This window comes from Streptomyces sp. NPDC059371 (genome assembly GCF_042751995.1).
Classification (GTDB): domain Bacteria; phylum Actinomycetota; class Actinomycetes; order Streptomycetales; family Streptomycetaceae; genus Streptomyces.
The window spans coordinates 12,215-38,651 of sequence record NZ_JBHYXD010000056.1 but is presented as its reverse complement, the minus strand read 5'-3'; the positions used below and the strand labels follow the sequence as shown (position 1 = coordinate 38,651).

At 72.2% G+C, this 26,437-nt stretch carries 25 protein-coding genes and 1 pseudogene; 15 read left to right on the top strand and 11 right to left on the bottom strand.

Annotation, left to right across the window (positions count from 1 at the left end; all coding sequences use genetic code 11):
• Nucleotide 1: 1 nt before the first annotated feature.
• Nucleotides 2–1,261, bottom strand: coding sequence for a YncE family protein (locus tag ACFXGX_RS27125; RefSeq protein ID WP_384795837.1), 1,260 nt, complete (start codon nucleotides 1,259–1,261; stop codon nucleotides 2–4).
• A gap of 228 nt (nucleotides 1,262–1,489) precedes the next feature.
• Here ACFXGX_RS27125 and ACFXGX_RS27120 point away from each other — a divergent pair, with 228 nt between their 5' ends.
• Nucleotides 1,490–2,161 (top strand): TetR/AcrR family transcriptional regulator, encoded by a 672-nt coding sequence (locus ACFXGX_RS27120; protein ID WP_384795835.1) that lies wholly within the window; start codon nucleotides 1,490–1,492, stop codon nucleotides 2,159–2,161.
• Between the two features lie 40 nt (nucleotides 2,162–2,201).
• On the opposite strand, the gene ACFXGX_RS27115 is transcribed toward ACFXGX_RS27120, so the two are convergent.
• The gene (locus ACFXGX_RS27115; RefSeq protein ID WP_384795859.1) at nucleotides 2,202–3,446 is read right to left on the bottom strand and encodes a glycosyltransferase; all 1,245 of its coding nucleotides are present in this window, start codon (nucleotides 3,444–3,446) and stop codon (nucleotides 2,202–2,204) included.
• A gap of 194 nt (nucleotides 3,447–3,640) precedes the next feature.
• Between ACFXGX_RS27115 and ACFXGX_RS27110 the strand changes: the two genes are divergently transcribed.
• The gene (locus tag ACFXGX_RS27110) at nucleotides 3,641–4,633 is read left to right on the top strand and encodes a polyprenyl synthetase family protein (protein ID WP_384795833.1); all 993 of its coding nucleotides are present in this window, start codon (nucleotides 3,641–3,643) and stop codon (nucleotides 4,631–4,633) included.
• Nucleotides 4,634–4,908: 275 nt separating this feature from the next.
• Here the strand turns inward: ACFXGX_RS27110 and ACFXGX_RS27105 are convergent, their stop codons facing one another.
• Nucleotides 4,909–5,274, bottom strand: coding sequence for a nuclear transport factor 2 family protein (locus tag ACFXGX_RS27105; protein ID WP_384795831.1), 366 nt, complete (start codon nucleotides 5,272–5,274; stop codon nucleotides 4,909–4,911).
• Nucleotides 5,275–5,444: 170 nt separating this feature from the next.
• On the opposite strand from ACFXGX_RS27105, the gene ACFXGX_RS27100 reads away from it, so the two are divergent.
• Nucleotides 5,445–5,738: a hypothetical protein gene (locus tag ACFXGX_RS27100; RefSeq protein ID WP_384795829.1), complete on the top strand. Its 294-nt coding sequence runs from the start codon at nucleotides 5,445–5,447 to the stop codon at nucleotides 5,736–5,738.
• A gap of 136 nt (nucleotides 5,739–5,874) precedes the next feature.
• On the opposite strand, the gene ACFXGX_RS27095 is transcribed toward ACFXGX_RS27100, so the two are convergent.
• The 3 genes from ACFXGX_RS27095 to ACFXGX_RS27085 form a co-directional block, all read right to left on the bottom strand.
• Nucleotides 5,875–6,777, bottom strand: a complete 903-nt coding sequence (locus ACFXGX_RS27095; RefSeq protein WP_384795827.1) for a helix-turn-helix transcriptional regulator — start codon at nucleotides 6,775–6,777, stop codon at nucleotides 5,875–5,877.
• A gap of 234 nt (nucleotides 6,778–7,011) precedes the next feature.
• A complete protein-coding gene (locus tag ACFXGX_RS27090) occupies nucleotides 7,012–8,766 on the bottom strand; it encodes an ABC transporter ATP-binding protein (protein ID WP_384795825.1) in 1,755 nt (584 codons plus the stop codon).
• Between the two features lie 90 nt (nucleotides 8,767–8,856).
• The gene (locus ACFXGX_RS27085; protein ID WP_384795823.1) at nucleotides 8,857–9,429 is read right to left on the bottom strand and encodes a rhodanese-like domain-containing protein; all 573 of its coding nucleotides are present in this window, start codon (nucleotides 9,427–9,429) and stop codon (nucleotides 8,857–8,859) included.
• Nucleotides 9,430–9,511: 82 nt separating this feature from the next.
• Here ACFXGX_RS27085 and ACFXGX_RS27080 point away from each other — a divergent pair, with 82 nt between their 5' ends.
• Nucleotides 9,512–9,799 (top strand): metal-sensitive transcriptional regulator, encoded by a 288-nt coding sequence (locus ACFXGX_RS27080; protein ID WP_369486316.1) that lies wholly within the window; start codon nucleotides 9,512–9,514, stop codon nucleotides 9,797–9,799.
• A gap of 3 nt (nucleotides 9,800–9,802) precedes the next feature.
• Here ACFXGX_RS27080 and ACFXGX_RS27075 read toward each other — a convergent pair whose 3' ends face one another.
• Entirely contained in the window at nucleotides 9,803–10,549 is a 747-nt protein-coding gene (locus ACFXGX_RS27075; RefSeq protein ID WP_384795821.1) for a sulfite exporter TauE/SafE family protein, read from the bottom strand.
• A gap of 380 nt (nucleotides 10,550–10,929) precedes the next feature.
• A pseudogene (locus tag ACFXGX_RS27070) lies at nucleotides 10,930–12,273 on the bottom strand (rhodanese-like domain-containing protein); the annotation flags it as partial.
• A 286-nt stretch (nucleotides 12,274–12,559) separates the two neighbouring features.
• On the opposite strand from ACFXGX_RS27070, the gene ACFXGX_RS27065 reads away from it, so the two are divergent.
• From ACFXGX_RS27065 to ACFXGX_RS27045, 5 genes are all read left to right on the top strand, one after another.
• The gene (locus ACFXGX_RS27065) at nucleotides 12,560–13,645 is read left to right on the top strand and encodes an S-(hydroxymethyl)mycothiol dehydrogenase (protein WP_384795819.1); all 1,086 of its coding nucleotides are present in this window, start codon (nucleotides 12,560–12,562) and stop codon (nucleotides 13,643–13,645) included.
• Nucleotides 13,645–14,274, top strand: coding sequence for an MBL fold metallo-hydrolase (locus ACFXGX_RS27060; protein ID WP_384795817.1), 630 nt, complete (start codon nucleotides 13,645–13,647; stop codon nucleotides 14,272–14,274). Before ACFXGX_RS27065 ends, ACFXGX_RS27060 begins: the two co-directional genes overlap by 1 nt.
• Before the next feature lie 166 nt (nucleotides 14,275–14,440).
• The gene (locus ACFXGX_RS27055) at nucleotides 14,441–15,367 is read left to right on the top strand and encodes an SDR family oxidoreductase (protein WP_384795815.1); all 927 of its coding nucleotides are present in this window, start codon (nucleotides 14,441–14,443) and stop codon (nucleotides 15,365–15,367) included.
• Nucleotides 15,368–15,426: 59 nt separating this feature from the next.
• Nucleotides 15,427–16,239 (top strand): SDR family NAD(P)-dependent oxidoreductase, encoded by an 813-nt coding sequence (locus ACFXGX_RS27050; protein ID WP_384795813.1) that lies wholly within the window; start codon nucleotides 15,427–15,429, stop codon nucleotides 16,237–16,239.
• Nucleotides 16,240–16,296: 57 nt separating this feature from the next.
• The gene (locus ACFXGX_RS27045; protein WP_384795811.1) at nucleotides 16,297–16,650 is read left to right on the top strand and encodes a VOC family protein; all 354 of its coding nucleotides are present in this window, start codon (nucleotides 16,297–16,299) and stop codon (nucleotides 16,648–16,650) included.
• Nucleotides 16,651–16,773: 123 nt separating this feature from the next.
• Here ACFXGX_RS27045 and ACFXGX_RS27040 read toward each other — a convergent pair whose 3' ends face one another.
• Entirely contained in the window at nucleotides 16,774–18,174 is a 1,401-nt protein-coding gene (locus ACFXGX_RS27040; protein ID WP_384795809.1) for a pyridoxal phosphate-dependent decarboxylase family protein, read from the bottom strand.
• 251 nt (nucleotides 18,175–18,425) lie between these two features.
• Here ACFXGX_RS27040 and ACFXGX_RS27035 point away from each other — a divergent pair, with 251 nt between their 5' ends.
• Both ACFXGX_RS27035 and ACFXGX_RS27030 read left to right on the top strand, forming a co-directional pair.
• A complete protein-coding gene (locus tag ACFXGX_RS27035) occupies nucleotides 18,426–19,121 on the top strand; it encodes a L,D-transpeptidase family protein (protein ID WP_384795807.1) in 696 nt (231 codons plus the stop codon).
• Nucleotides 19,122–19,192: 71 nt separating this feature from the next.
• Nucleotides 19,193–19,384 (top strand): hypothetical protein, encoded by a 192-nt coding sequence (locus ACFXGX_RS27030; RefSeq protein WP_365488181.1) that lies wholly within the window; start codon nucleotides 19,193–19,195, stop codon nucleotides 19,382–19,384.
• 108 nt (nucleotides 19,385–19,492) lie between these two features.
• On the opposite strand, the gene ACFXGX_RS27025 is transcribed toward ACFXGX_RS27030, so the two are convergent.
• A complete protein-coding gene (locus ACFXGX_RS27025; protein ID WP_384795805.1) occupies nucleotides 19,493–20,881 on the bottom strand; it encodes a S1 family peptidase in 1,389 nt (462 codons plus the stop codon).
• A 434-nt stretch (nucleotides 20,882–21,315) separates the two neighbouring features.
• Nucleotides 21,316–22,668 (bottom strand): NAD(P)/FAD-dependent oxidoreductase, encoded by a 1,353-nt coding sequence (locus tag ACFXGX_RS27020; protein WP_384795803.1) that lies wholly within the window; start codon nucleotides 22,666–22,668, stop codon nucleotides 21,316–21,318.
• 261 nt (nucleotides 22,669–22,929) lie between these two features.
• Between ACFXGX_RS27020 and ACFXGX_RS27015 the strand changes: the two genes are divergently transcribed.
• The 4 genes from ACFXGX_RS27015 to ACFXGX_RS27000 all read left to right on the top strand — a co-directional run bounded on the left by ACFXGX_RS27015 (nucleotide 22,930) and on the right by ACFXGX_RS27000 (nucleotide 26,347).
• Nucleotides 22,930–23,565 carry an HAD family acid phosphatase gene (locus ACFXGX_RS27015; protein WP_384795801.1) on the top strand — a complete coding sequence of 212 codons (636 nt, stop codon included), beginning with the start codon at nucleotides 22,930–22,932 and terminating at the stop codon, nucleotides 23,563–23,565.
• 55 nt (nucleotides 23,566–23,620) lie between these two features.
• Complete coding sequence (locus tag ACFXGX_RS27010) at nucleotides 23,621–24,007, top strand: PPOX class F420-dependent oxidoreductase (protein ID WP_384795799.1); 387 nt, start codon at nucleotides 23,621–23,623, stop codon at nucleotides 24,005–24,007.
• 378 nt (nucleotides 24,008–24,385) lie between these two features.
• Nucleotides 24,386–25,363 (top strand): polysaccharide lyase family 1 protein, encoded by a 978-nt coding sequence (locus ACFXGX_RS27005; protein ID WP_384795797.1) that lies wholly within the window; start codon nucleotides 24,386–24,388, stop codon nucleotides 25,361–25,363.
• A gap of 177 nt (nucleotides 25,364–25,540) precedes the next feature.
• Nucleotides 25,541–26,347 carry a pectate lyase gene (locus ACFXGX_RS27000; RefSeq protein WP_384795795.1) on the top strand — a complete coding sequence of 269 codons (807 nt, stop codon included), beginning with the start codon at nucleotides 25,541–25,543 and terminating at the stop codon, nucleotides 26,345–26,347.
• Nucleotides 26,348–26,437 lie beyond the last annotated feature (90 nt).

Genomic DNA, 26,437 nt, shown 5'->3' with positions numbered 1-26,437 from the left:
GTCAACTACCTGACGAACCGGTCCAGTTCGCCTCTACGTGGCCGAGCCGGACCCGCTGGGGATGGTCGCCGACCGGCACCGACACCGTCTTCTGCCCGGTGGCGAAGTCGATGGCGGTGACCTGGTCGGCGCCGCTCTCGGAGACGACACAGTCCTTGCCGTCGCCGCTCACGGTCGCCCAGTACGGCTTGGAGGCGGGGATCAGCGGCCCCTCCTGGAGGGTCGCACGGTCGACGACCGTCGCGTAGTCGTCCATGGTCCCCGCGACGCACAGCGCGGTGCCCGACGGGTTCATCGAAATGCCGTGGTGGCGCGAGTCGTTGACCCATGTCGTGCGGTCGCTGCTCGTCGCGGGGTTCTTCGGGAGGGTCTTCACCCGGGTGATCCTGTCGGTGGCCACGTCGTACTCCAGGAAGCCGTTGAAGAACGAGACCTGGAAGTACAGCTTGGACTCGTCCGGCGAGAAGACGGCCGGCCGCACGGCGTCGGAGTAGTCCCTGAGGCCGATGGCGTCGAGGCGCTGACGCATGTCGATCACCTTCACCTGCTTGAAGGTGGCCGCGTCGACGACGGTGATCTTCCGGTCGCCCTTCGTCCAGTCCAGCCAGGGCTCGTCGAGAGCGGTGGTCACGTCGCCGATGGCCATGTTCCAGATGTACTTGCCGTCGCGGGTGAAGATGTTCTCGTGCGGTTTGTCGCCGGTGGCGAACGAGCCGAGCTGTCTGCCGGTCGTGATGTCGAGCACGTGCACGGTGTTCGCGGTGGAGGCCGACACCGCGACCCGGGTGCCGTCCGGCGACACGGCCATGTGGTCGGATCGGTAACCCGACACGGCGAAACGCCAGTTGATCCGTCCGGTGGCGAGGTCGATCGAGACCACGTCGGCGAAACTCGGGCGCGAGACCACCACCGACCGTCCGTCGGGCGTGGAGTACATGTCGTCGACGAACTGGTCGTGCCCCTCACCGACGCCGTTGCGGATGCCCATGAAATAGGCCCACTTGATGGGGTCCGCGTTGATCGCCGCCATCCGCTCGGCCTTGTCCGGGATGACGTCGACCCGGCCGACCTTCGCGAAGTCGCCGGTGGACTTGATGACGTCCGCGGTGCCTTCCCAGTTGTTTCCGACGAACATCACCTCGCGCAGATCGGAGGTGCCGGCCTGGACGGCGGCCGCGGACGCGGCGGTCGCCGTGCCGCCGAGGGTCAGCGTGAGGGCCGCGGCGAGCGTACAGAGGTGTCTGGCTCTGAGCACGGACATGGAGGGTCCCTGTCGTAGTGGGGGAGTGCGGGTCGGCGAACCGGGTGGCGCGTGCTGTGCGTGCGCGACAAGAGAAATGTCGTGATCATGACAAGCTGCAATCTGAACACGCGTGCTTTCAAAGTGCACTTACTGGAAAGTAAGGACTGGGGGAGCCTCTTCACAAGGGGCGGTGCACGAGAAAATCGGCGAAAGGGCGAACGCCGGCTCGGGCCAGAGGAGGAACGCGTGGACGGCAGGGTCAGACAGCCCACCGGCCGGTACGGCGGCCGGACGGCCGAGGAGCGGCAGGCGGAGCGCCGCCGTCGCTTCCTCGACGCGGGGCTGGAACTGTTCGGCGCCGGACCCGGGTACCGGTCAACGACCGTGGCGGCCCTCAGTGAGGCGGCGGGACTGTCCACGCGCCAGTTCTACGAGGCGTTCCGCAGCCTCGAGGACGTCCTGGCGGTCCTCCATCTCCAGGTCAACGACTGGGCCGAGCGGGCTGCCCTGGACGCGCTCGCCGAGGCCCGCGACCTGCCGCTCGCCGAGCGCGCCACCGCCCTCTTCCGTGCCTACGCGGCGAACGTGACGAGTGATCCGCGCCGCATCCGCATCACCTTTATGGAGATCATCGGCGTGAGCTCGCGGCTGGAGGAGCAGCGGCTCGCCCGCCGGGCCCGGTGGGTGGAGTTCATCTGCGGCGAGGCGGCCGGCGCCGTGGCCCGCGGGGAGGCGGCGCCGCGCGACTACCGGCTGGCCGCGACCGCCTTCATCGGCAGCGTGAACGGCCTGCTGCACGACTGGAACGCCGGCTGGGTGGACGCGACCCTGGACGAGGTGGTGGAGGAACTGGTCCGCCAGCTCCTGGCGATCCTGCGGCCCGCGGGATGGGTCACGGACGGCACCCCGGGCTCGTAGCCGGCCGTGGCGGGGCGGAGGCGGGTCACGTCCATGGCCCTCAGGACCGTCCGGGGTGCTCGAAGCGGGCGAGGGTCCTCGCGACCGGGGCCACCCCGTCCTCCGCGCGAAGGCGTTCCGCCAGGGCCCGTGCGTTCCGGCGGTACGCGGGGTCCGTGGTCGCCCGGACCAGGGCCGGCGCCAGCCGCTCGGCGCGCAGCCGGCGTGGCGACACGGTGCCGGGCGCGACCCCGAGCGCCACCAGCCGCGCCGCCCAGAAACCCTCGTCGAACTGGACCGGCACGGGCACGGCGGGAACCCCGGCCCGCAGCCCCGCCGCTGTCGTGCCGGCCCCGGCGTGATGCACCACCGCCGCCATCCGGGGGAACAGCGCCGAGTGCGGCACCTCGCCGACGGTGACCATGTCGTCGCCGGTGGCGTGCAGCCCGCCCCACCCCCGCTGGATCACCCCGCGCAGCCCGGCGGCCCGCAGCGCGCGCACGATCTCGCCGCTCAGCCGCCCGGGATCGGGAACGGTCGCGCTGCCGAGGCCCACGAAGACCGGAGCGGGGCCCGCGTCCAGGAAGTCCTCCAGCGCGGAGGGGAGGCGGGTGTCCTCGCTCGTGCAGGGCCACCAGTAGCCGCAGACGTCGAGCCCGCGTCTCCAGTCGCGCGGCCGGGGCACCACCAGGGGGCTGAACCCGTGGTGCACCGGCCAGGCCCGCCGCTCGCGGGCGCGCCAGGCCGCGACGGTCCCCACGGGCGGCAGGCCGAACCCCTCGCGCAGGTCCCGTACCGTTTCCGCGAAGACCCGCTCGACGGCCAGGTTCACCCCGTACCCCGCCGCCCGGTTGACCGTGGACCCCCAGGAGCCGGCAGCGGCCACCGGGGGCGCGAACTCCCCGGTCGGCGCCAGTGGCTGGAGGTGCACTCCCATGCTGGGCAGGCCCAGCCCCTCCGCGACCGCGTACCCGAGCGGTCCCAGCGAACCGGACAGCAGCAGGACGTCGGCGGCGCCTGCGGCCGCGATCATGCCGTCGGTCAGCCGCCCGGCCAGTGACCGCGTCAGCCCGGCGAGCCTGATGATCTTCCCGGCGCCCGTGGCACTCCGGTGGAGCCGCCGCCCCGGCCCGGACTCCAGCTCGGCCCGCGGATCGACGGGCAGCGGGTGGAACCCCACCCCCGAGCCCGGTACCAGGTCGGCGAAACATCCGTGCGTCACCAGGGTCACCTCGTGCCCGGCCCGCACCAGGCCGTGCCCGAGTCCGGTGAACGGCGCCACGTCGCCCCGCGAACCCGCGGTCATGATCGCTACTCGCACGAGATCCAGTATGGCGAGGTTCGTGGCCCGTGACCCGTTCCTCGTACCGCCGGGAAACAGGACTCTCAACAAACCGGCCATGGCGCGAAGTTGCTCTGGCTCGTCATCATGGCGAATGATCGAATCGGCGCTCGAACAATTCAGTGGTGGGGGTGGACTGCGTGCGAGCGAAGTCGTACATGGATCTGCATGGAGAGATGTCCGCGGACATCGAGGCGGAGCGGAACGCCGCGCTCGACCTGCTCGGCCCGGCGGCCGTGTCCGTCCGGGCGGCGGTCGCCGAACTCCTGGAACACCGGACCTTCGCCTACCCCCATTCCGTCCTGCCGATGATCGTCCACGCCGTGGAGACGGGGGCGCCCGGACCGGCCGTCCCGCTGGCCGTCGTCCATGAACTGTGGTGGACCTCCGCGTGCTACCTGGACGACCTCGCCGACGGCCAGGCCGTCTTCGCCGCCGGTGGTCTCCGCGAGAGCGAGGCGCTGCTCGCCACGGTCGTCAGCGGAATACCCCTTCCCCTGCTCGTCGTTCAGTCGCCCCGGATACCGGAGAAGGCGCGCGGCCCGCTGTCGGCCGAGATCGTGCGGTGCTGGATCGGCGCGACCGAGGGGCAGTTGAGGGACCTTCGCGCGGACGTGGGCTCGGTCACGCGCGACGCCGTCGTCACGGCGTACCTCGGGAAGTCCGGCGCTCCGTACAGCATGGTCACCGCCATGGCGGCGCGACTTGCCGGCTGCTCGGACGAAAGAGTCGAACTCTGGCGGGAGTTCGGCAACGTCTTCGGCATCCTGTGGCAGCTCTTCAACGATCAGCAGGACATCCTGACCGGCCGCAACGAAGACCTCGCGAACGGCACGGTGACGTATCTGCTGGCATGCGCGGTGGAGAACGCCGGGCACGGCTCCGCGGCCCACGTCCTGGAACTGCACGCGGCGGGACGCCGCTCGTCCGACGCGTGGGCGGCGCTCACCGGCATCCTGCTCGCGCCGGACGTGCTGCGCCGGTACGACGAGGACATCAGCGTCTTCCGCGACCGGGCTCACCGTCTCCTGCGCGAACTCGGGGGCGACACGGCCTATTCGGCGGTTCTCCACGACTTCGTGGACCGGGCGTCCCCCATGCTGCTCCGGGCGGCGCGGCCCGCCGCCGGGGCGGTCACGACCCAGCTCTGACGGCGACTTCGCCGCCCTCGACGCCTGCGGGCGCCGGGCGGTCGTGACTCACCGGGGCCGGATGCGCGGCCTTCGGATCGTACGAGGTGCCGGGGGCCGGGGCCGCGAACGCGCGGTCCGCAGCAGCGAGTCCATCAGGGAGGCGGACACCCGCAGGCCCGCCGCCAGGACTCCCGCCCGGCGGCGACGGTCAGGACGGGAACTCCCCATCGCGGCGCCCGCGGAGAAGGTCCAGGTCACACGCGACGTGACCTGGACCTTCGGCCAGTTCCTCCCTACTCGTCCCATGCCTGTACCAGTGTCTGCTCGATGATCTTGCCGTCGCGCAACGACATCATCGACGTGCTCATCACCCGCACCCCGTCCGCGTACACGCACGTCTCGGTGTAGGCGACGTGGTCGCCCTGGACGACGCACTGGTCCATCTTGTGCGTCATGTCCCGGCTGTAGACGTCGTTGAGCATCTCGGCGATCTCGGTTCGGCCGTGCTTGACCATCGGGTGACTGGGCTGGGTGTTGCGGTCGACGACGCGCAGTTCCGCGTCGTCCGCGTAGAGCGACAGCAGATCTGCCGCACTGTGTCCTTCAATGCCCCGGCGCAGCGCCTCGGTGTCGAAGGCGGGGGCTGCCGCTGTGCCCATGGGGACCTCCTCAGGAAGGCGCGGACCGGCCACGAGCCGACCATGAAGCGCCTCAGTATCGAGCGTCCTCCGCCTCGGGGCCCACGGCAAACGCAGGCGCCCGATGCGCCTCTCGGGTGAGCGCGGGCCCCCGGCCGTGTCCGCCCGGGGCCGCGGCCGTTGCTGATTGCATGATCTCAACACGACGTATCGTCGCCGCCGTTGGTCTCGCCGTCGGCGTCGCGGGGCTTGCCGCGCCGATGGCGACGGCCGCGGGCTCCGAGGCTCACGACGGGAAACCGAACCCCATGGCCACCCTCGACTCGCTCGCGACGAGCGACATCCCCGCCGCGAACCAGAGCGCGCTGCCGCGGCCCTCCAGCCAGCTCGGGGGACTGAACAGGCTGCACGAGCTGAACCAGCTCCACCAGGCGACCGACGTCGCCGCACCTGTCACCGGCCAGCTCCCGGGCACCGAGGCCTAGCCGGCATCGAGGCCTGGGGCATCGAGGCGCAGCGGGCATCGACAGCCGACGGTCGGCGGTCGCGGGGGCTCCGGCGCAGCGGCGGCGTTCCGCCGGAGCCCCCGTGCGGGGCGGGAGGACCGGGGGCTCTCGCGGGTCACCCCGCCTCCACCCGACCGCGTACCGCCGTACGGAAGGCGATGGGGGCCTGCCCGGCGCGCTGGTGGAAATACTTGGCGAAGTTCGTGGCGCTGGAGAAGCCGAGCCGGTCGGCGATGCGGGCGGCGGCCAGGTCGGTGTGGGCGAGCAGCCGCTTGGCCTCCAGGATCACCCGGCGGTCGATGAACTCCTTGGCGCCGATCCCCGCCGAATCGAGGGCTGCCCGGGACAGGGTGCGGGCGGAGTAGCCGAGGGTGAGGGCGTAGTCGTCCACCCGCCGGGTGCGTGCGAAGTCCCGCTCGACGGTCGCGCGGAAGCGAAGAAAGGTTTCGCTGGGCCCGGTGACAGGGGTGTCGGACCCCTCCAGATGGGCCAGGCGCAGGATCAGCACGTCCAGCAGATGACGCAGTACGGCGCCGTGAGCGTCGCGCGGCAGCCGCCCGGGCGCCTGGAACTCGTGCTCCAGATGCTCGGTCGCCACGCGCAACGAGGTGGCCGCCCCGCCTTCCGGGGTGCGCAGTACACGGGCGTGCGGATCGTCCAGCCGGGCCGCGCGGACGGTGGCCGCGCCCGGGAAGTCCCCTTCGAAGGCGATCAGCGTCCCCTCGGCCCGCGTGAGATCTCCCCACTGCAGGACCTGCCCGGGGCGCGTCCACAGCCAGGAGTCCCGCTCGACGTCATGGGCGGTGAAGTCAACGGTCTGGCGCAGGGTGCCGGAGGCCAGCGTGAGCACCTGGTGGAAGCCGGGACGCTGCGGTGCGCCGAGACCGGTGCCGTGGGCACGGGTCCGGGCGCGCAGCGCGGCCAGCGAGATCACTTCCAGGCCGGCGGGTGGGCCGACGGGGGCCGCGGAGATGATCCCGGGGACGGGCTGCCCGGCCGGGTGTCGGTTTTTGACCATGATCAGTCGCCTGCGTATCCGGGTGGGACGTGCTCGCCGCCCGGTCGGGGCCGGCCGTGCGCGGACGACCGCCCCCGGGGCGGAAAGAAGGGCATCACCATAGAGGAGAGCCGGACCGTCGCCAAGGAACTTCCGCGGGCTTCTCCACCGGAGCGGGGTTCCGGGGTGGCGGGGTGCCGGCGCGTCGGCGTGCCGAGGTGCCCGCCCCGCCGGGCCGCGATCACGCTGCCGCGGTCATCCCGCGGCAGCGAGGAACTGGGTGGTGGCCAGTTCGGCGTAGAGCGCGTCCGCCGCGACGAGTTCGCGGTGGGTGCCCACGGCGCGGACGCGGCCCGCGTCCATCACGACGATGCGGTCGGCCGTCGTGACGGTGGACAGCCGGTGCGCGACGACCAGGACCGTGGTCGTACGGGCCACATCGGCGACCGTGTCGCGCAGCGCGGCCTCGTTGACCGCGTCGAGCTGCGAGGTGGCCTCGTCGAGGAGCAGCAGCCGGGGGCGGCGCAGCAGGGCCCGGGCGATGGCGACGCGCTGGCGCTCGCCGCCGGACAGTTTGGTGCCGCGATGTCCGACGAGGGTGTCCAGGCCGTTCGGCAGCCGGGACACGAGGCCGTCGAGCCGGGTCGTCCTCACCACTCGTGTCAGCTCGCCCTCCTCGGCCCGCGGATTGCCGAGCAGGAGGTTGTCGCGCAGCGAGCCGGACAGCACCGGCGCGTCCTGCTCGACGTAGCCGATGGCGGACCGGAGCCGGGGCAGCTCCCATTCCTCCAGCGCGCGGCCGTCCACGCTGATGACGCCCGCCTCGGGCTCGTAGAACCGCTCGATGAGCGAGAACACGGTGGTCTTGCCCGCGCCGGAGGGACCGACGAACGCGGTCAGGCCCCGGGCCGGGACGGCGAACGTCACACCGTGGTGGACGTACGGCAGATCGTCGGCGTAGCGGAAGCGGACGTCCTCGAAGGCGAGCGTCGCGGGCTCCGTCCCCGGCGCCGGCAGCGGGGCGGGCGGGGCGGCGGGTTCGGCGGGCAGCCGCAGCGCCTCCTGGATGCGGGCGAGCGCGCCGGCACCCGTCTGGTACTGCGTGACCGCGCCGACCACCTGCTGGATCGGTGACATCAGGTAGAACACGTACAGCAGGAAGGCGACCAGGGTGCCGACGTCGATGGCGCCGGTCGCGACCCGGGCGCCGCCCACCGCGAGGACCGTGATGAAGGCGACCTGCATCGCCAGACCGGCCGTGTTCCCGGCGGCCGCCGACCACCGGGCCGCCCGCACGCTCTGCCGCCAGGACTCCTCGGCGGCCTCGTGGACGCTTCGCTCCTCACGGTCCTCGGCGCCCGACGCCTTGATCGTCCGCAGCGCGCCGAGGGCCCGCTCCAGCGAGGCCCCCATCACCCCGACGGCGTCCTGGGCCCGTCTGCTCGCCCGGTTGATGCGCGGCACGATCACGCCGAGCACCGAACCCGCGCACAGCACCACACCCAGCGTGACGCCGAGGAGCACCGGGTCGACCAGGCCCATCATGACCACCGTCGCGACGAGGGTGAGACCGCCGGTGCCGAGGCCGACCAGCGAATCGGTCGTGACCTCGCGCAGCAGGGTCGTGTCGGAGGTGATGCGCGCCATCAGGTCGCCGGGCTCGCTGCGGTCCACGGCGGGTATGCGCAGCCGCAGCAGATACGAGGAGAGAGCGCGCCGCGCACCCAGCACGACCGACTCCGCGGTGCGCCGCAGGACGTACGAACCCAGCGCTCCCACGGCCGCGTTGGTCACGACCAGGGCCGCCATGCCGAGCAGGGCCCGTCCGATCGGGCGGTCGTGCGACAGATCGTCGATGAGCCCGCGCGCCACCAGCGGCAGCAGCAGACCGGTGGCACCGGTCGCGAGCGCCAGCAGCGCGCCCCCGAACAGGGCCCGGCGGTGCGGTCGTACGTACCCGAGCAGCAGGTGCCACGCGGGCACCTCGGGCTCGGCCTCGGTCAGGCTCACGGTGCTCCTCGCGGGAGGGGGGACGGAGCACTCAGGCTACGTCGGCGGCCCGGGCGGGCCGGTCCCGACTGCCCCCGGTCCGGGCCGACTTCAGGACACGCGCTCCGCGAGGGCCGCGAGGGTGGCGTCGAGGTCCGCCGGACGGGGCCGGTTGTGCGGGAGCTTCGAGAGCAGCGCGGCCATGCCGCAGGTGTTCGTCAGCGCCGAGAAGACCAGGCCGCCCGCGACGCCCGCGGAGAGCAACTGCCAGGCGGGGTGCAGGAGTCCGAGGGCGAGGCCGGTGAGGACGATGGCGCCGGCGGTGAACCGGACCTGGCGTTCCATGGACCAGCCGGCCCGCGTGGTGGTGGCCGGGCGGTGCAGTTCGTGTCCGCGCTCCGCCCAGGCGCCGGTGCCGCCGGTGAGCGTGGCCGCCGGCACACCGTGCTCGGCCAGCAGGGCGCAGGCGTTCGCCGAGCGGTTGCCCGAGGCGCAGACGACGAGCAGTCCGGTGCGGGCGCTTCCGAGCACGGGCAGCGCGCTGCGGAGCCGGTCCAGCGGAACGTTCAGGGCACCGGGCAGATGGCCGGAGGCGTACTCGCCGGGGGTGCGGACGTCGATGACGGTCAGCTCGCCGAGGCGGCCGCGGGCCTGGTCGACGTCGAGGGAGACGGGGGTGTTCATGCGGAGTGTCATCCTTGCTCTTCGGGGGTGCCCCGCTGGGGCGGAGTAAGATACCCCTAGGGGTATGGATTGAGGAGTCTTCGTGGAACTGGAACTCGCGGGTGACGAACTGAAGTCGGTGCTGAACCGGCTGCGCCGGGCGCAGGGACAGATCTCCGGCGTGATCCGGATGATCGAGGAGGGGCGGGACTGCGAGGACGTGGTCACCCAGCTCGCCGCCGCCTCCCGTGCCCTGGACCGGGCCGGTTTCGCGATCATCGCCACCGGGCTCCAGCAGTGCCTGACCGACGTCGAGAAGGGCGCGAGGAACGGTGAGGACAGCGATCAGATGCGGGCCCGGCTGGAGAAGCTCTTCCTGTCGCTCGCCTGAGCCTCACAGCACGACGTCCAGGAGCATCAGCGCGGCCACGGCCAGCAGGGCCCAGGCGAAGATCCGCTGAAGCGTGCCGCCGGACAGCCGGGCCGCGAGCCGCTTGCCGTCCCACGCGCCGAGGACGGCGGCTCCGGCGAACGGCGCGACGACCGCCCAGTCGACGCTCCGCGCCGTTCCCGCGCGGGCGAGCAGCGCGGCGAGCGAGTTCGCCGTGATCACCAGCAGACTGGTGCCGACGGCCGCCCGCATCCGCAGACCCACGACGTTCACCAGGGCGGGTACGGCGAGGAAGCCGCCGCCCACACCCAGCACGCCGGTCACCGCGCCGAGGCCCGCGCCGGTCCCGGTGATCCGGCCGGTCCCCGCGGGCGTGGCCCCCGTCGCGCCGGCCGGCGGCCGGAGCATCCGGAACGCCGCGAGGCCCGCGATCAGCGCGAACGCGCCGGTCAGCACGGCCGGAGGCAGCAGTCCCGAGACCGCCCCGCCCAGTGCCGCGGGGATCAGCCCCGCCAGCGCGAACAGTGCTCCGGCACGCCAGCGGACGGCGCCCGCTCGGGCGTGCGCTGACAGAGCGGTCGCCGAGGTGAGGGTGACGATGACCAGACTCGCGGTGGTGGCCGCCGAGGGGGTGAATCCGAGCAGGTAGATCAGGGCGGGCACGGTCAGCACACTGCCGCCGCCACCCAGCGCCCCGAGCGCGATCCCGGTCACGGCCCCGGCGACGAGAGCGAGGATCAGAACACTCACGCGGCGGGTTCCTCGAACACACCGGGGGCGGTACCGCGGCCGGCCGGGGTGGCGGAAGCTGCCGTGCCGGCCGGGTCCGCGGGAGTTGCCGGGCCGGCAGGGTCCGCGAGAGCGGCGCGCTCTGCGGGACCGACGGGAGTGGCAGGGGCGGTAGGGCCAGTGAGCGCGCCGGGTCCAGCAGGTCCGGCGGGGGTTGCCGTGCCGACGGGGCCGGCCGGGGTGGCAGAAGCTGCCGGGCCGGCCGGGGTGGCGGAAGCTGCCGGGCCGGCCGGGGTGGCGGAAGCTGCCGGGCCGGCCGGGGTGGCGGAAGCTGCCGTGCCGGCAGGAGCCGCGGGGCCGGCTGGACCGGTGGGCGCGGTGGGGGTGCTTCGTGTCATCGGCAGGCCGGAAGCGGCGGCCGCGGTGAAAGCGTCGTCGACGGCCACGACGTCCCGGCCCGTCGCGTCGAGCAGCGAGGCGGCGACGGCGGCCCGCATGCCTCCGGCGCAGTGCACCCAGACGGTCCCGGCGGGTATCTCGTCGAGCCGGTCGCGCACCTGGTGGACGGGGATGTGCACCGACCCCGCGATGTGCTCACCGGCCCGTTCGGAGTCACGTCGGACGTCCAGGACCACGGTCGCGCCCGGTGCGTGCACCTGGGCCAGTTCGGCGAAGCCCGCACGCCGGAAGGCACGCGGCTGTTCCCCCTCGCGCAGCCAGTCGGCCGGCGAGCCGACCGCCGCCGCGGCCGGCCGGTCCACGCCGACCTGCACCAGCTCGCGCTGCGCGCGGGCGAGCTGTTCCGGAGACTCGGCGAGCAGGGTGACCGGCTTGCCCCAGGGCAGCAGCCAGGCCAGATAGACGGCGAGTTGGCCGTCCGCCTCGAAGTTGACCGCTCCGGCGACATGCCCGGCCGCGAACGCGAGCCGGCTGCGCAGGTCCACGACCCATTCGCCGGCCGCGAGCCGCGCGGCGATCTCCGTGGCGTCCGCGGGCGCGGGCGGGGTCAGATCGACGGGCGCCGGGCCCCCGGCGTTGGCGGGGCCCATGTGGGCGTAGTACGCGGGCACGTCGTCGAGTCCGGCGAGCAGGTCCGCGACGAACGCGTCGACGTCCTTGACCAGGGCCTCGTTGCCGGCGCGCTCGCGCCCGATGGTGGTCGCGTCGCCGTCGGCGGTCCCGGCGGAACAGAAGCTGCCGAAGCCGTGGGTGGGCAGGACGGCGGTGTCGTCGGGCAGCTCCGCCGCCAGCCGGTGCGCCGAGGCGTGCTGCGCCCGGGCCAGTTCCCCGGTCAGCCGCGGCTCCACCAGGTCGGGCCGGCCGACCGTGCCGATGAGCAGGGAGCCGCCGGTGAAGACCGCGACGGCCCGTCCGTCCTCCTGGAGGGCGTACGAGGTGTGGTGCGGGGTGTGGCCGGGCGTGGCCAGCGCCTCCAGGGTCAGTCCGGCGTCCACCCGAACCGTGTCCCCGTCGGCGACCGGCACCCGCTCGAACGCGACGCGGGCACCGGCCGGGACCAGGTAGGCGGCCCCGGTGAGCCGGGCCAGCTCCAGTCCGCCGCTCACGTAGTCGTTGTGCAGATGCGTCTCGACGACGTACGCGATCCGGACGCCCCGCCGGGCCGCCGCGGTGATCACCCGCTCGATGTCCCTGGGCGGGTCGACGGCGACGGCGGTGCGCGGGCCGCCGGCCAGATAGCTCCGGTTTCCCAGGCCCGCCACCTCGATGGTGTCGACGAAGAACACGGCAGCACTCCTCTCCCGCGGGAAGCCCGAGGGCTTCGCGGCTCGGTGAAAATTACCCCCGGGGGTATCTCCACCGTAGCAGAGGTACCCCCGGGGGTATCTGAGAGGTGTGGTCGGTGCGCCTTCGGTGCCGGTCGGGGGCGCGGACGGCGGGCGCTGCCGGCAGGCGCGGGTGACCGTCCGCCGTACCCGGACCGGAGCCGCCGCGGCCCACCTGGCCTTCTACCGGCGGGTCACCCCGTAGGGTCGGTCGACGGAAGGTCCATCCAGCGAAGGGCTTACTCACATGGCGCAGGAAGTACGGGGCGTGATCGCACCGGGCAAGGACGAGCCGGTGCGCGTCGAGACCATCGTCGTGCCCGATCCCGGGCCGGGCGAGGCCGTGGTGAAGATCCAGGCCTGCGGGGTCTGCCACACGGACCTGCACTACAAGCAGGGCGGTATCAACGACGACTTCCCGTTCCTGCTCGGCCACGAGGCGGCCGGAATCGTGGAGTCGGTCGGCGCCGGTGTCACGGAGGTGGCACCCGGCGACTTCGTCATCCTCAACTGGCGCGCGGTGTGCGGACAGTGCCGTGCCTGTCTGCGCGGACGCCCCTGGTACTGCTTCAACACCCACAACGCCAAGCAGAAGATGACGCTGAAGGACGGCACCGAACTGTCCCCGGCCCTCGGCATCGGCGCCTTCGCCGAGAAGACGCTGGTCGCGGCCGGACAGTGCACCAAGGTCGACCCGGCCGTCTCCCCGGCGGTCGCCGGACTGCTCGGCTGCGGCGTGATGGCCGGCATCGGGGCCGCCATCAACACCGGCAACGTCGGCCGGGGCGACACCGTCGCCGTCATCGGCTGCGGCGGCGTCGGCGACGCGGCGATCGCGGGCTCCCGGCTCGCGGGCGCGGCGAAGATCATCGCCGTGGACATCGACGACCGCAAGCTCGCCACCGCCGAGAAGCTCGGCGCGACGCACACCGTCAACTCCCGGACCACCGACCCCGTCGAGGCGATCCGCGAACTCACCGGCGGCTTCGGCGCCGACGTCGTCATCGAGGCCGTGGGCCGCCCCGAGACGTACACACAGGCGTTCTACGCCCGCGACCTCGCCGGCACGGTCGTCCTCGTCGGCGTGCCCACCCCCGACATGAAGCTCGAACTCCCGCTGATCGACGTCTTCGGCCGCGGTGGCGCCCTCAAGTCCTCCTGGTACGGCGACTGTCTGCCCTCCCGCGACTTCCCGATGCTGATCGACCTGCACCTCCAAGGACGCCTGGACCTGGGCGCGTTCGTGAGCGAGACGATCGCCCTGGACGACATCGAGGCGGCCTTCGAGCGGATGCACCACGGCGACGTGCTGCGCTCGGTGGTGACGTTCTGATGACCGCGCGCATCGAACACCTCGTCACCTCGGGCACGTTCGAGCTCGACGGCGGCACCTGGGAGGTCGACAACAACGTCTGGATCGTGGGCGACGACCACGAGGCCGTCGTGATCGACGCCGCGCACGACGCCGACGCCATCGCGAAGGCGGTCGGCGACCGCCGCCTGCGCGGGATCGTGTGCACCCACGCCCACAACGACCACATCGACGCCGCCCCCGCCCTGGCGGAGCGCACCGGAGCGACCATCTGGCTCCATCCGGACGACCTTCCGCTGTGGAAGCTCACCCACCCCGACCGCATGCCCGACGCCTGGCTCCAGGACGGGCAGGTGATCGAGGCCGCGGGCACCGATCTGACCGTGCTGCACACCCCGGGCCACGCCCCCGGCGCGGTCTGCCTCTACGACCCGGGCCTGCGCACGCTCTTCTCCGGCGACACCCTCTTCAAGGGCGGCCCGGGGGCGACCGGCCGGTCCTACTCCCACTTCCCGACGATCGTCGAGTCCATCCGCGACCGGCTGCTCACCCTGCCCGCCGACACGGTCGTCCGTACGGGACACGGCGAGACGACCACGATCGGAGCGGAGGCTCCGCACCTGGAGGCGTGGATCGCCCGCGGCCACTGAAGCACCTCCGCCGTGGCGCCGCCCCGGACGTCCGTCCCTTTCCGCCGCGCGGCGGAAAGGCGGCGACGCCACACGGATACCTGACAGAAGATGTCCGGCTTCCGCGAGACGCTCGTACACACCACGGGTGAGCGCCCGTGGACACCACGGCGCACGGAGGTCGGACATGTCAGGGCCCTTGGAAGGCACGCTGCGGGACAGGGTCGCGCTGGTGGCGGGCGCGACCCGGGGCGCGGGCCGCGGGATCGCCGTGGAACTGGGCGCGGCCGGCGCCACCGTCTACGTGACCGGCCGCAGCACCCGTGAACGGCGCTCGGAGTACGACCGCCCGGAGACCATCGAGGACACCGCTGACCTGGTCACCGCGGCGGGCGGGCGGGGCATCGCGGTCCCCGCCGACCATCTCGTCTCCGCCGAGGTGGCCGCGCTCGTCGACCGGATCGCCGACGAACAGGGCCGTCTCGACATCCTGGTCAACGACATCTGGGGCGCCGAGAAGCTCTTCGAGTGGGACGCGCCCGTCTGGGAGCACGACCTCGACAACGGACGCAGGATGCTCCGGCTCGCCATCGAGACCCACGCGATCACCAGCCACCACGCGCTGCCCCTGATGCTGCGCCGTCCAGGAGGCCTGGTCGTCGAGATGACCGACGGAACCGCGGAGTACAACCGGGACACCTACCGCGTCTCCTTCTTCTACGACATCGCCAAGTCCGCCGTCCTGCGCATGGCGTTCGCCCTCGGGCACGAACTGGGCCCGCGCGGCGCCACCGCCGTGGCGCTCACCCCCGGCTGGCTGCGCTCCGAGATGATGCTCGAAGCCTTCGGCGTGACCGAGGAGAACTGGCACGACGCCGAGGAGAACGAGCCGCACTTCGCCATCTCCGAGACGCCGTTCTACGTGGGGCGCGCCGTCGCCGCGCTGGCCGCCGATCCCGAACGCGCGCGCTGGAACGGGCAGTCCCTGTCCAGCGGGCAGCTCGCCCGGGTGTACGGCTTCACCGACCGGGACGGCAGCCGGCCGGACGCCTGGCGCTACATGGTCGAGGTGCAGGACAAGGGGAAGCCCGCGGACGCCACCGGGTACCGCTGACGAGCCCCGTGCGGGCCGGCCTCTGTCGCTGCGACGATCATGGAGGTACCTTCCCAGCCATGACAGCGATGAGGCGCTTCGAGGGGTACGGGGTTCTGATCACCGGCGCGGCCCGCGGGATCGGCGCGGCCACCGCCCACCGCCTTGCCGCGGAAGGCGCGCACGTCCTCGTCACCGACGTGGACCCGGCCGCGGCCGGGGAGACCGCCGCCGCACTGCGCGAACTCGGCTCGCGGGCCGAGGCGTTCACCTGCGACGTGGGGCAACGGGACCAGGTCGAGGCCGCCGTGGCCCGCGCCGTGGACGCCTTCGGCTCGCTCGACGTCCTGGTCAACAACGCCTACCGGTGCACCCCCGACGCCCCGCTCTTCGAGGACGAGAGCGACGAGGACTGGGCCGCCGACCTCGACATCACCCTGACCGGCGCCTACCGCTGCGCCCGCGCCGCGCTCCCGCACCTGGTCGCCTCCGGCCGCGGGGCCATCGTCACCATCGGCTCCATCAACGGCATCCAGGACTTCGGCAATCACGCCTACAGCGCCGCCAAGGCGGGCCTGATGTCGCTCACCCGCACCCTCGCCGGCCACGCCGCTGGCCGGGGTGTGCGGGTCAACCTGGTGGCTCCGGGCACGATCCGCACCACGGCCTGGGAGGGCCGCGAGGACGATCTCGCCTCCGCGGCCCGGCTGTTGTATCCGCTCGGCCGGGTCGGCGAGCCGGAGGACATCGCGGCCGCCGTCGCCTTCCTCGCCTCCGGTGACGCCGCCTGGATCACCGGCACGACCCTGTGCGTCGACGGCGGCCTGCTGGGCGTCAACAAGCGGTTCCGGCAGGCGGTCGGGGGAGAGGGCGAGGACGAGGACGGAAGCTGAGCCGGGCGACAGGTGTGGTGCCGGTCCCTCCCGCGCCCTTCCTGACAGGATGGCCGCATGGAACGTGTGCTTGGAATCGGCGGATACTTCCTGCGGGCCGGCGACCCGGGGGCGCTGAGCGCGTGGTACCGCGACTGCCTGGGCCTGGACACCGACGAGCACGGGCTGTGGCACCCGGACGCCGGGCCGACGGTGTTCGCGGCCTTCGAGTCCGGAACCGACTACTTCGGGTCCCCCGCCCAGCAGACCATGCTCAACTTCCGTGTCGGCGACCTGGACGCGATGCTCGCGCAACTGCGCGCCCGGGGAGCGGACGTGGCGGAGGAGACCCAGGACATGGACGGCGTCGGCCGCTTCGGCTGGGTCACCGACCCGGAGGGCAACCGGATCGAGCTGTGGCAGCCCGCCTGACGTGAGAACGGGCCGAAGCCGGCCCGTTCCCCCGAATCGCGCCGGGGGAAGCTCCCGGGCGGGCGGCGCGGGGCCGGCTGCCTCCGGCGCTCGGCCTCGCGAGTCCGCCCCCGGCGCGGGCCGTCACGGGCGTGGCTCCGCGCAGTGCCGCTCGACGGCCGCGAACACCCGGTCCGTGTCGGCCTCGGACGTGCGCCAGTTGCTGAACGCGGCACGCAGTCCGTGGGTGCCGTCGTAGTTCGTCGGTGTCATGAAGGCCTCGCCCGAGGCGGCGACCGCGTCGGCCAGCGCGTGCACACGCCGTTCCGTCGGGTCGTCGGCGAGGGTGAAGCACACGACGTTCAGCCGCACCGGCGCGAGCAGCCGCAGCCCGGGAGCACGGGCGATCCGCTCGCCCAGCCGCCGGGCGAGCGCGACGTTCCGCTCGACGATCTCGCGATGCCCCTCGCGCCCGTAGGCCGCCAGCGAGAACCAGGCCGGGAGCGCGCGCAGCCTGCGTGAGTTCTCCGGCGTCAGGTGCAGGAAGTCGGGGTCGCCGCCGGGGAGTCCGAGATAGGGCGAGGCGTTGTGGAAGACCCGGACCTGGAGGTCTTGCCGACGCGTGAACTGGACGGCCGCGTCGTAGGGGACGTTGAGCCACTTGTGCAGGTCGACACAGACGGAGTCGGCCGCGTCCAGGCCGGCCACCAGCGCGGAGTGCGCGGGCGACAGCGCGGCGAACCCGCCGAACGCCGCGTCGACGTGCAGCCAGAAGTCATGGCGTTCCCTGAGCGCGGCGACGGCCCGCAGATCGTCGAAGTCGACCGTGTTCACCGTCCCGGCGTTCGCCACGACGACGGCCGGACGCCCTTCCAGCGCGCCGAGCGCGGCATCGAGGCGCTCCACGTCCACGGCCTCGCGGTTCCCGGGCAGCACCGGCACCCGGCGCAGGCTGTTCCGCCCGAGGCCGAGCACCGACAGGGCCTTGGCGACACTCGAGTGGGGGCTGCCCGACAGCACGTCCACCGGGCCGAGCGCGCCCGCTCCCTCGTCCGCGACCGACACACCCCGGCGCTCGCCGAGCCACTCCCGCGCGATGGCGAGCCCGACCGTGTTCGAGACCGTCGCACCGCTCACGAACGCCCCGTGGTGCTCCTCGCCGAGCCCGAACAGCTCACGCAGCCAGCCCAGCGTCTCGTGCTCCAGCGCGCTCGCGAAGGATCCGGCGGCACCCGAGACGTTCTGGTCGTAGGCGCTGGTCAGCCAGTCCCCGGTGAGCGAGGCGGGCGTCGCGCCGCCGGTGACGAATCCCAGGTAGCGCGGGCCCGCGGAGCCGGAGAACCCGGGTGCCCAGCGCCCGGCGAACCGGGCCAGGGCGCCCTCGGCCCCGGCGCCCTCGGCCGGGAGCGGATCGGGGACGGGCGCCTTGCCGAGCCGGGCGACGGGACGGCTGTCGAGGCCGCTCACCTCCTGGACGGCGAAGTCCCGGGCGGCCTGGAGGAGTTCGGGGAGGCGGTCGAGGTCGCCGGAGAGTGCCGAGTGCATGACGGCAGCCTATGAGCAACGCCGCTCGAAAGAGCGGTCCACTTCGGGGAAACCGGACCGGTCCGCGGCGGACGTCCAGCGCCGTCGGGCGGACCCGGGGCGCGGGCACGCCACCGGGGAACGGGGAACCGGAGCCCTCACAGCGAGGAATGTCACTGTTCTGTGCCTATGGGGCCGACCGTACAACGCAATACGCTCTGGGGCTGTCTATCAGTACAGACGGAACGATGAAAACAACAGGAAGGTCCGCCATGGGGGACATTCGCAGGCGGGGAGCTGTCGCGCTCGGACTCACGGGTCTGGTGGCGCCGCTCACCCTCGCGCTGGGCGCGACGCCCGCGCAGGCCGCGAGCTGTACGACGGCCGCAGGGCCGTACCAGAAGCAGGTGGAGAAGTTCCTCGGGCGGACCGTGGACGGCCGGCAGTCGGCCGCCGACTGCAAGGCGATCCAGGCCTTCCAGAACAAGCACGGCATCACCCCGAACATCGGGTACGCGGGACCCGTCACCTGGGGCGTGATGGATCTCATGAACAAGCAGAAGGCCGTGGGGACCAACCCCAACCGGGACGGCAAGTGCCCGGTCAACAAGGGCCGGATCGCCTGCGTCAACCTCACGCTCCAGCTCAGTTGGATCCAGGACGGCAGCCGTCTGGTCTACGGGCCGGTCCCGGTCCGCACCGGCAGGGACGGCTACGAGACCCGCACCGGCCTGAAGAAGATCTACTGGCGTGACATCGACCACGTCTCGACCATCTACAACGTGGCCATGCCGTACAGCCAGTTCTTCGACGGCGGTCAGGCCTTCCACTCGGTGGGCCTCAGCATGTGGAACCCGCCCGGCTCCCACGGCTGCGTCAACATGACCCCGACGACGGCCAAGAAGTACTGGTCGCTGCTCAAGAACGGTGACGACGTCTACGTGTACGGCCGCAAGCCCGGCACGTGAGTGACGAGCTTCACGGTCCGTTATGTCGCCTGATGGGCCTTTACTCACATCATCTTCACGTCAAGGGCCGTATGCTTCACGGCATGTGCACCACTCTTGACAACGACACTCAGCGATCCGCTGCCGAAGTCAACGAGGAGATCCGGGCTCTCTGGTTCCGGGCCGGTGGGTCGCTGAACATGGACGAGCGGCGCGAGTACCAGCGCCTCGTCCTCGAGTGGGCGAAGGCCGCCCCGTCGTCCTCGGCGACCCGGGCCGCCTGACCTTCCGCGTCCGGCCGGGCTCCCCGCTCCAGGGGAGCCATCGCCTCGAACCTCGGCCCCGGACTCCGACGACCCGGACCCGGCCATCCGGCTCCGGGTCCGAACCTCTCAGCCCCAGCTCTGTGAATACTGGCGCCGGTAGGCGTTGCGGTCCTGCTCGGTACGGATGAAGCGGGTCGCCACGAACGCGATGACGCTTCCCCCGATGACGAGCAGACCAGGGCCGACATTGTTCGGGTCGATGAGCTCGGAGACGAACGTCGTGGCCGCCCCGCTCTCGCCCACCGCTTCCACCGCGCCCGGAGCCGCCGAACCCGGCGCTCCTCCCTGCGAGGCCATCGCCGACGCCGACGGGGCGACGGACGGCTGGGCCGCACCACCGGCGGCACCCTGCGCGGGCTGACCCGCGAGCGTCACCCCCAGCGCCGACAGCGCCTTGGTGACGGGCTGGAAGAACGTCGTACCGCCGCTCTTGCAGTCCCCGTTGCCGCCCGAGGTCACCCCGAGCGCGATGCCCTCGGAGAACAACGGGCCGCCGCTGTCGCCCGGTTCGGCGCACACCGTGGTCTCGACCAGCCCGGTGACCGTGCCCTCCGGGTAGTTGACCGTCGCGTTGAGCGCGGTCACCTTGCCGTCGTGCAGCCCGCTGGTGCTGCCGCTGCGGAAGACCCGCTGGCCCACGGCCGGATCGGCGGCGCCGGTGATCCGTACGCCGTTGCCGCCGCCGATGGCGACGACGTTGCTCCCGGGCGTCGTCTGCTGCCCGCTGTCGTACTGGATCAGCGAGAAGTCACTGCCGGGGAACGCCGTCGTAACCGTGCGGCCCACCTGCTGGCGGCCCGTGTTGTCGGAGAACCAGACCGATCCCTCGGGGCCGCAGTGCCCGGCAGTGAGGATGAACTCGCCCTGCCCGTTGCTCACGTTGAAGCCGGCCGAGCAGCGCCCGCCGGTCGAGAAGATCGCCTGCGCGCCGTTCACCCGCGTGGTGAACGTGCCCTGGGTCCGCTGCATCCGCACCGAGTCGCCGATGCCGTCGGCCACCTTCGTCATGCGCGACCAGTCGGTGGCGGAGACCGTGCTGTCGGCCTGGACCACCACCTCGTTCTTCGTGTAGTCCACCGCCCACGCCGTACCCGGCACCCTGGGTGCCGAACTCAACGTCTGTGTCGCGGACTTGAGGTCCTGCATGCTGTGCGTCACGACCTTCGGGCGGGCACCCGCCCGCTTCACCGCGTCCGCCGCGTCGGCGTCGGTGACCGCCACGACGGGACGCCCGTCGGCGGCTATCCAGTTGCCGGCGGTCCGCGAGGTGCCCAGCCGGGACACGAGACCGGCACCGGTGTCCGCCGCGGCCCGCGTCGAACTCGCCGTCGTGCCCGACGCGTCGGACGGTTCGCTCGCCATGGCGCGCGTCACCATGAACCCTCCGCAGAGCAGCCCGCCGACGGCCGCGAGTCGCGCCCCCCGTTGGACGATCCGTCGTCGTGCGTGCCTCATGCGTGGGCTCCCGAAACCGTACGGAGCGGCGTCACCGCCGCCGAGGGCCCCGGTCGAGGGCCCTCCCCTCATACGTGCGCCCCGGCCCGGTTGTTCACCGCCGTCCGGAGCTGTCGCGGAGGTGGCCGATTCACGTCGGGAACGGCCGCTTCAGGAGCGTGCGCGTGTGCCGGTCCGGCCTCCCGGACATGGCTTCGGAGCGTCGAAGTGGGCGGGCCCCCGGGGGGGGGTGTAACGCCCGGGGGCGCCCCGCCCCCCCCCCCCCCCCGCCGCGCGGGCCCGGCCGGACCGCCCGCCCGTCACTGGTTGGCGGCGCGTCGAGCCCGCCGCCCCCGGGGGGGGGGCCCCCGGGCGGGCCCCGGCCCCCCGACACGGCCGGCCGGACGGACGGGACCGTCAGGACAGCCGGGACGGACGGGACCGTTCGGCCGACCTCAGGTGAGGGCGCGGGTCCGGGCGGCCACCTCGTCCCGGGTCAGATACACATCCGTACGCTCGAAATCCCGCAGGGTCCCCTTGCGGTCCGCGAGGAACCCGGTGCGGACGAAGTCGTCGCCCGCCACGGCGTTGAGAAGCCAGTTGGCACCCGTACGGAACCGGGCGACGCCCGTCCGCAGGGCGTACAGATGGTATCCGCGGGCCACGAGCTGCGCGGGCGCGCCCTTGAGGCCGATGCCGAGCGGCTTGGACACGGCGTCGTGGCCCCCGAGGTCGACGACCAGACCGAGGTCCCTGTGCCGGTACGGCAGGGTGGGCTCACCGCGCAGCCTCGCCGTCAGGACCTTGGCCGCGTGCCGGCCCTGCCGGGCCGCGTGCTGGGCGGTGGGCGGGCAGGGAGAGCCGTCGCCCTTGGCCAGGTCGGGCACCGCCGCGGCGTCGCCCAGCGCGAACACCCCGTCGAGGCCCGGCACCCTGAAGTCGGGCTCGGCGACGAGCCGTCCGCGCACGGTCTCGGCGCCCAGCGAGTCGACCAGCGGACTCGCCGCGACGCCCGCGGTCCACACCAGCGTCCGCGACGGGAGCACCCGCCCGTCGGTGAGGGTGATCGCGTCCTTGGTGACCGAGGCTACGGAGGTGCCCAGCGAGATCTGCACGCCGCGTTCGGTGAGGGTCCGCAGCGCGTCCGCGCCCAGTTTGTCCCCGAGCTCGGGAAGCAGCTTCGGGGCGACGTCGACCAGGTGCCACTTGATGAGGTCCGGGTCGATGCGGGGGTGGTAGCGCCGTGCCGCCGCGGTGGTCAGACGCTGGAGGCAGGCCGCCGTCTCGGTGCCCGCGTATCCGCCGCCGACCACCACGAACTGGAGCCGCGCGGCCTGCTCCTCGTGGTCCGGCGTGGCCGCCGCCAGGTCGAGTTGGGCGATCACGTGGTCGCGCAGATACACGGCCTGGGCGAGCGTCTTCATGCCGCGCGCCTCCTCCGCCAGCCCGGGGATGTCGAAGGTGCGGGTCACGCTTCCCGGAGTGAGCACCAGGTAGTCGTAGCGCAGGTCGACGAGCTCCCCGGTGATCTTCCGGACGACGCACACCTTGGCCTCCGGATCGACCCCGATCACTCCGCCCGGCACCAGCGCGGTGCGGGGCAGGATCCGGCGCAGCGAGGGCGCGACGGACTGCGGTGTGACCACACCGGCGGCTACATGGGGCAGCAGGGGCAGGTAGAGCTGATAGCTCGTGGGGCTGATCAGGGTGACCCGGGCCTCGCCGGGGGTGAGGGTCCGTTCCAGGCTTCTGGCGGCCTCGACTCCGGCGAAACCCGCGCCGACGATGACGATGTTCGGTCCTTGCATCAGAGCAGCCTCTTTCCACTGGTGCCAGCCGCGAGCCCAGGCTCACACGGGTCGCGGAGGTGTGCCACTGCACCGCCGCGTACCCCGAAGCGCGTGAAGCACGATCTCTACCGATCAGTAACTACCTCTTCCCTCTCCGTACACGCGCTGCCAGGATCATTTCCGCCGCGGCGACGGTCCTGGAGGACATCGGCGCCGTCTCGATGCGTGGGTTCGACCAACTCGCGCACTCCGACAGACAGATGTGAAAAGGGGACAGGCATGACGCGACGTGGTGTGGTGCGGCGGATAGGTGCGGTGTCGGCGGTTGTGGCACTCGGGATCGGGGGGACGGTCGGCGCGGCCGGTTCCGCCGCCGCGGCCCCGGCCCAGGCGGTCACGAGCGTCTCCGCGCCGGCCGGTGTCGACTACGCCACCTGGCAGAGCGATGTCCAGGCCGTCATCGACCAGGCGGTGCCGTACGTCGAGCAGCGCACCGCGAACACCGGCGGCCAGAAGCTCGCGGTCGTCTTCGACATCGACAACACCGTGCTGGAGACGGACTTCCACCCCTGGTACGAGCTGCCCACCCCGGCGGTCAAGGCCTCGCTGGCACTCGCCCGCTACGCCCACTCCCGGGGCGTGGCCGTCTTCTTCGTGACCGCCCGTCCGGGCATCATCGCGAGTGAGACGAAGTGGAACCTGAAGTGCGCCGGCTACCCGGTCGACGGACTCTACGTGCGTGATCTGCCCGACCTCTTCGACGAGGTCGGCGCCTACAAGACCGGCAAGCGCGCGGAGATCGAGTCCCGCGGGTACACGATCATCGCCAATGTCGGCAACAACACCACCGACCTGGTCGGCGGCCACGCGGAGCGCACGTTCAAGCTGCCGGACTACGACGGCAAGCTGTCCTGACCCGGACGGCTCGGGTGCCGGCGGGGCCGGGGACCGGCGCCTTTACACTTCGGCCATGGACGAGGCCTCGCTGGACACGCTCGGATCGGGCAAGTACCTGCTGATCACCAGCTATCGCAAGAACGGTACGGGGGTCGCCACGCCCGTGTGGGTGGTGCGGGACGGCGCGGCGCTGTGCGCCTGGACCGTCGCGGACAGCTGGAAGGTGAAGCGGATCCGCAACAGGGCCGACGTCCTGGTCGGTCCGTGCGACGTGCGCGGCAGGCCGACGGGGGAGCCGGTCCCCGCCACGGCCGAGATCGTCGACGCGGCGGAGACGGCCCGCTACCGCAAGCTCCTCGCCCGCAAGTACGGGCTGGTGGGCCGTCTCACCCTGTTCGGCAGCCGCCTGCGCCGCGGCGAGAGCGGCACGGTCGGCATCCGGATCACCCTGTCCCCGTGACGCCTCCGTCGTGAGGGCGGCTCGCGAGCCGTGTGCTGTATCCCGGGAGGGCGCCGATGGCGCCCTCCCTTTCGCATGCCCGCCGCGCCCTCCGTGGCGGCGTGGGTGCCCGGCCGTCACGGGAGTTGGCCGGATGTGTACTGCGGGAGACGTTGACTAGAAAGCGCTTACCGCCTACGTTCCCGTTCAGCAGAGTGACCCGCGTGTGACATCTCGTATACGAGACATCAGCTCTCCGAGCCGCACCACCTGGGCAAGTCGCACCAACCAAGCTCGCGTTCGGGCCGTGAACGTCGTGTCGCACGCCCTGCGTTGTTCAGATACAGGTACGGCATCCGTGTACATGTCCAGAGTTCGCCTCCGAAGGGACACACCCGCATGCGTACGCTCCCTCCACGCCGGCTCTTCCGCCCGGCCCTGCTGACCACCGGGGCCGCCGCCCTGGCCGTCACCGCCGCACTCGTGCTGCCCCAGTCGGCCGGAGCGGCCGAGACCGCGCCGGCCGGCTTCGGCGCCGGGACCACCGGCGGCGGCGGCGCGACCGCCGTCACCGTCACGACACTCGCCGCCTTCAAGACCGCCGTCACCGGTGACACGGCCAAGGTCGTGAAGGTCAGCGGCCTGATCTCGCTCAGCGGGCAGGTCGACATCGGCTCCAACACCACGGTCCTCGGGGTCGGTTCGGCGTCCGGCTTCACCGGCGGCGGACTGCGCCTGAAGAAGGTCACCAACGTCGTCGTCCGCAACCTGAACATCAGCAAGCCGGTCGCGCCCGCCGACGGGATCACCGTGCAGGCCTCGACGAAGGTGTGGATCGACCACAACGCCTTCTCGTCCGACCGTGACCACGGCAAGGACTACTACGACGGCCTGGTCGACATCACCCACGCCTCCGACTACGTCACCGTCTCCTGGAACACCTTCAAGGACCACTACAAGGGCTCGCTCGTCGGCCACAGCGACAGCAACGCGAGCGAGGACACCGGGCACTTGCGGGTGACCTACCACCACAACTGGTTCAACAACGTCAACTCCCGCATCCCCAGCCTGCGTTTCGGTACCGGGCACTTCTACGACAACTACGTCGTCGGCGCCGACACCGCGGTGCACTCCCGCATGGGCGCCCAGATGCTCGTCGAGAACAACGTCTTCCGGAGCACGGCGGTCGCCGTCACCACGAACCGCGACAGCGACGTGGACGGCTACGTCAACCTCAGCGGCAACGACCTCGGCGGAGCCGCGACCGAGATCTCGCAGGTCGGCACGTTCACGAAGCCGCCCTACGGCTACACCGCCGAGCCGGCCTCGACGGTCGTCGCCTCGGTGACGTCCGGCGCGGGCACCGGAAAGCTCTGACGCGCCGCCTTCGGGCACCCCGGTCGGCCGACCACCCTCACCGGAGCCCGACGGGCGTCCCGCTCCGCCGACCGCACCCCACGAACCGCCCCCCACCAACCCCATTTCGCGACCCCGCTTCACCACCCCACTTCACCACCCCCGCTTCACCACCCCACGGGAAGAAGGCATCGGGACATGACGTCATCAGCACGTCCGCGCGCCAGGCGGCGCGCCCTCACCGGCACCCTCGCCGCACTCGGCCTCTCGGCCGCCATGGTGATGGCCGACGGCGCCCTGACGCCGGCGAGCGCCGCCACCTGGCCCACCGCGACCGGCAGTCAGGCCGTCTCCTCCACCATCTCGGTCTCCGGAACCAAGGACTACGGGATGAAGCGCCTCTACGGCACGGGCGACCTGGGCACGGGCAGCCAGGACGAGGACCAGGGGCCGATCCTGGAACTGGCCGCGGGAGCCGTCCTGAAGAACGTCATCATCGGCTCGCCCGCGGCGGACGGCATCCACTGCCTGGGAAGCTGCACCCTGCAGAACGTCTGGTGGGAGGACGTCGGCGAGGACGCGGCGACGTTCCTCGGCTCCTCGTCGTCCAACGTCTACACCGTCAGCGGCGGCGGAGCGAAGGAGGCCAGTGACAAGGTCTTCCAGTTCAACGGCGCCGGAACGCTGAACGTGTCGAACTTCGCCGTGCAGACCTTCGGCACGTTCGTCCGGTCCTGCGGCAACTGCAAGACGCAGTACAAGCGGACCATCAACCTCAGCACCATCGAGGCGACCTACAAGGGAAGCAAGCTCGTCGGCATCAACACCAACTACGGCGACAGCGCGACCCTCAAGTCCATCAGGATCGTCGGGGACAGCAGTAAGAAGATCGTCCCCTGCCAGAAGTACATCGGCAACAACACCGGCGCCGAGCCGACCACGAACGGCAGCGGCCCCGACGGCACCTACTGCAAGTACGCGACGTCCGACATCACGTACGGCTGACGGTCGTCTCCGGCGGCTGAACGGTCCGGCCCCGCACGCCGGTTCGTCCAGCCGCGCGCGGCCGTCCGTTCCCGGTCCGCCGTCCCCCGG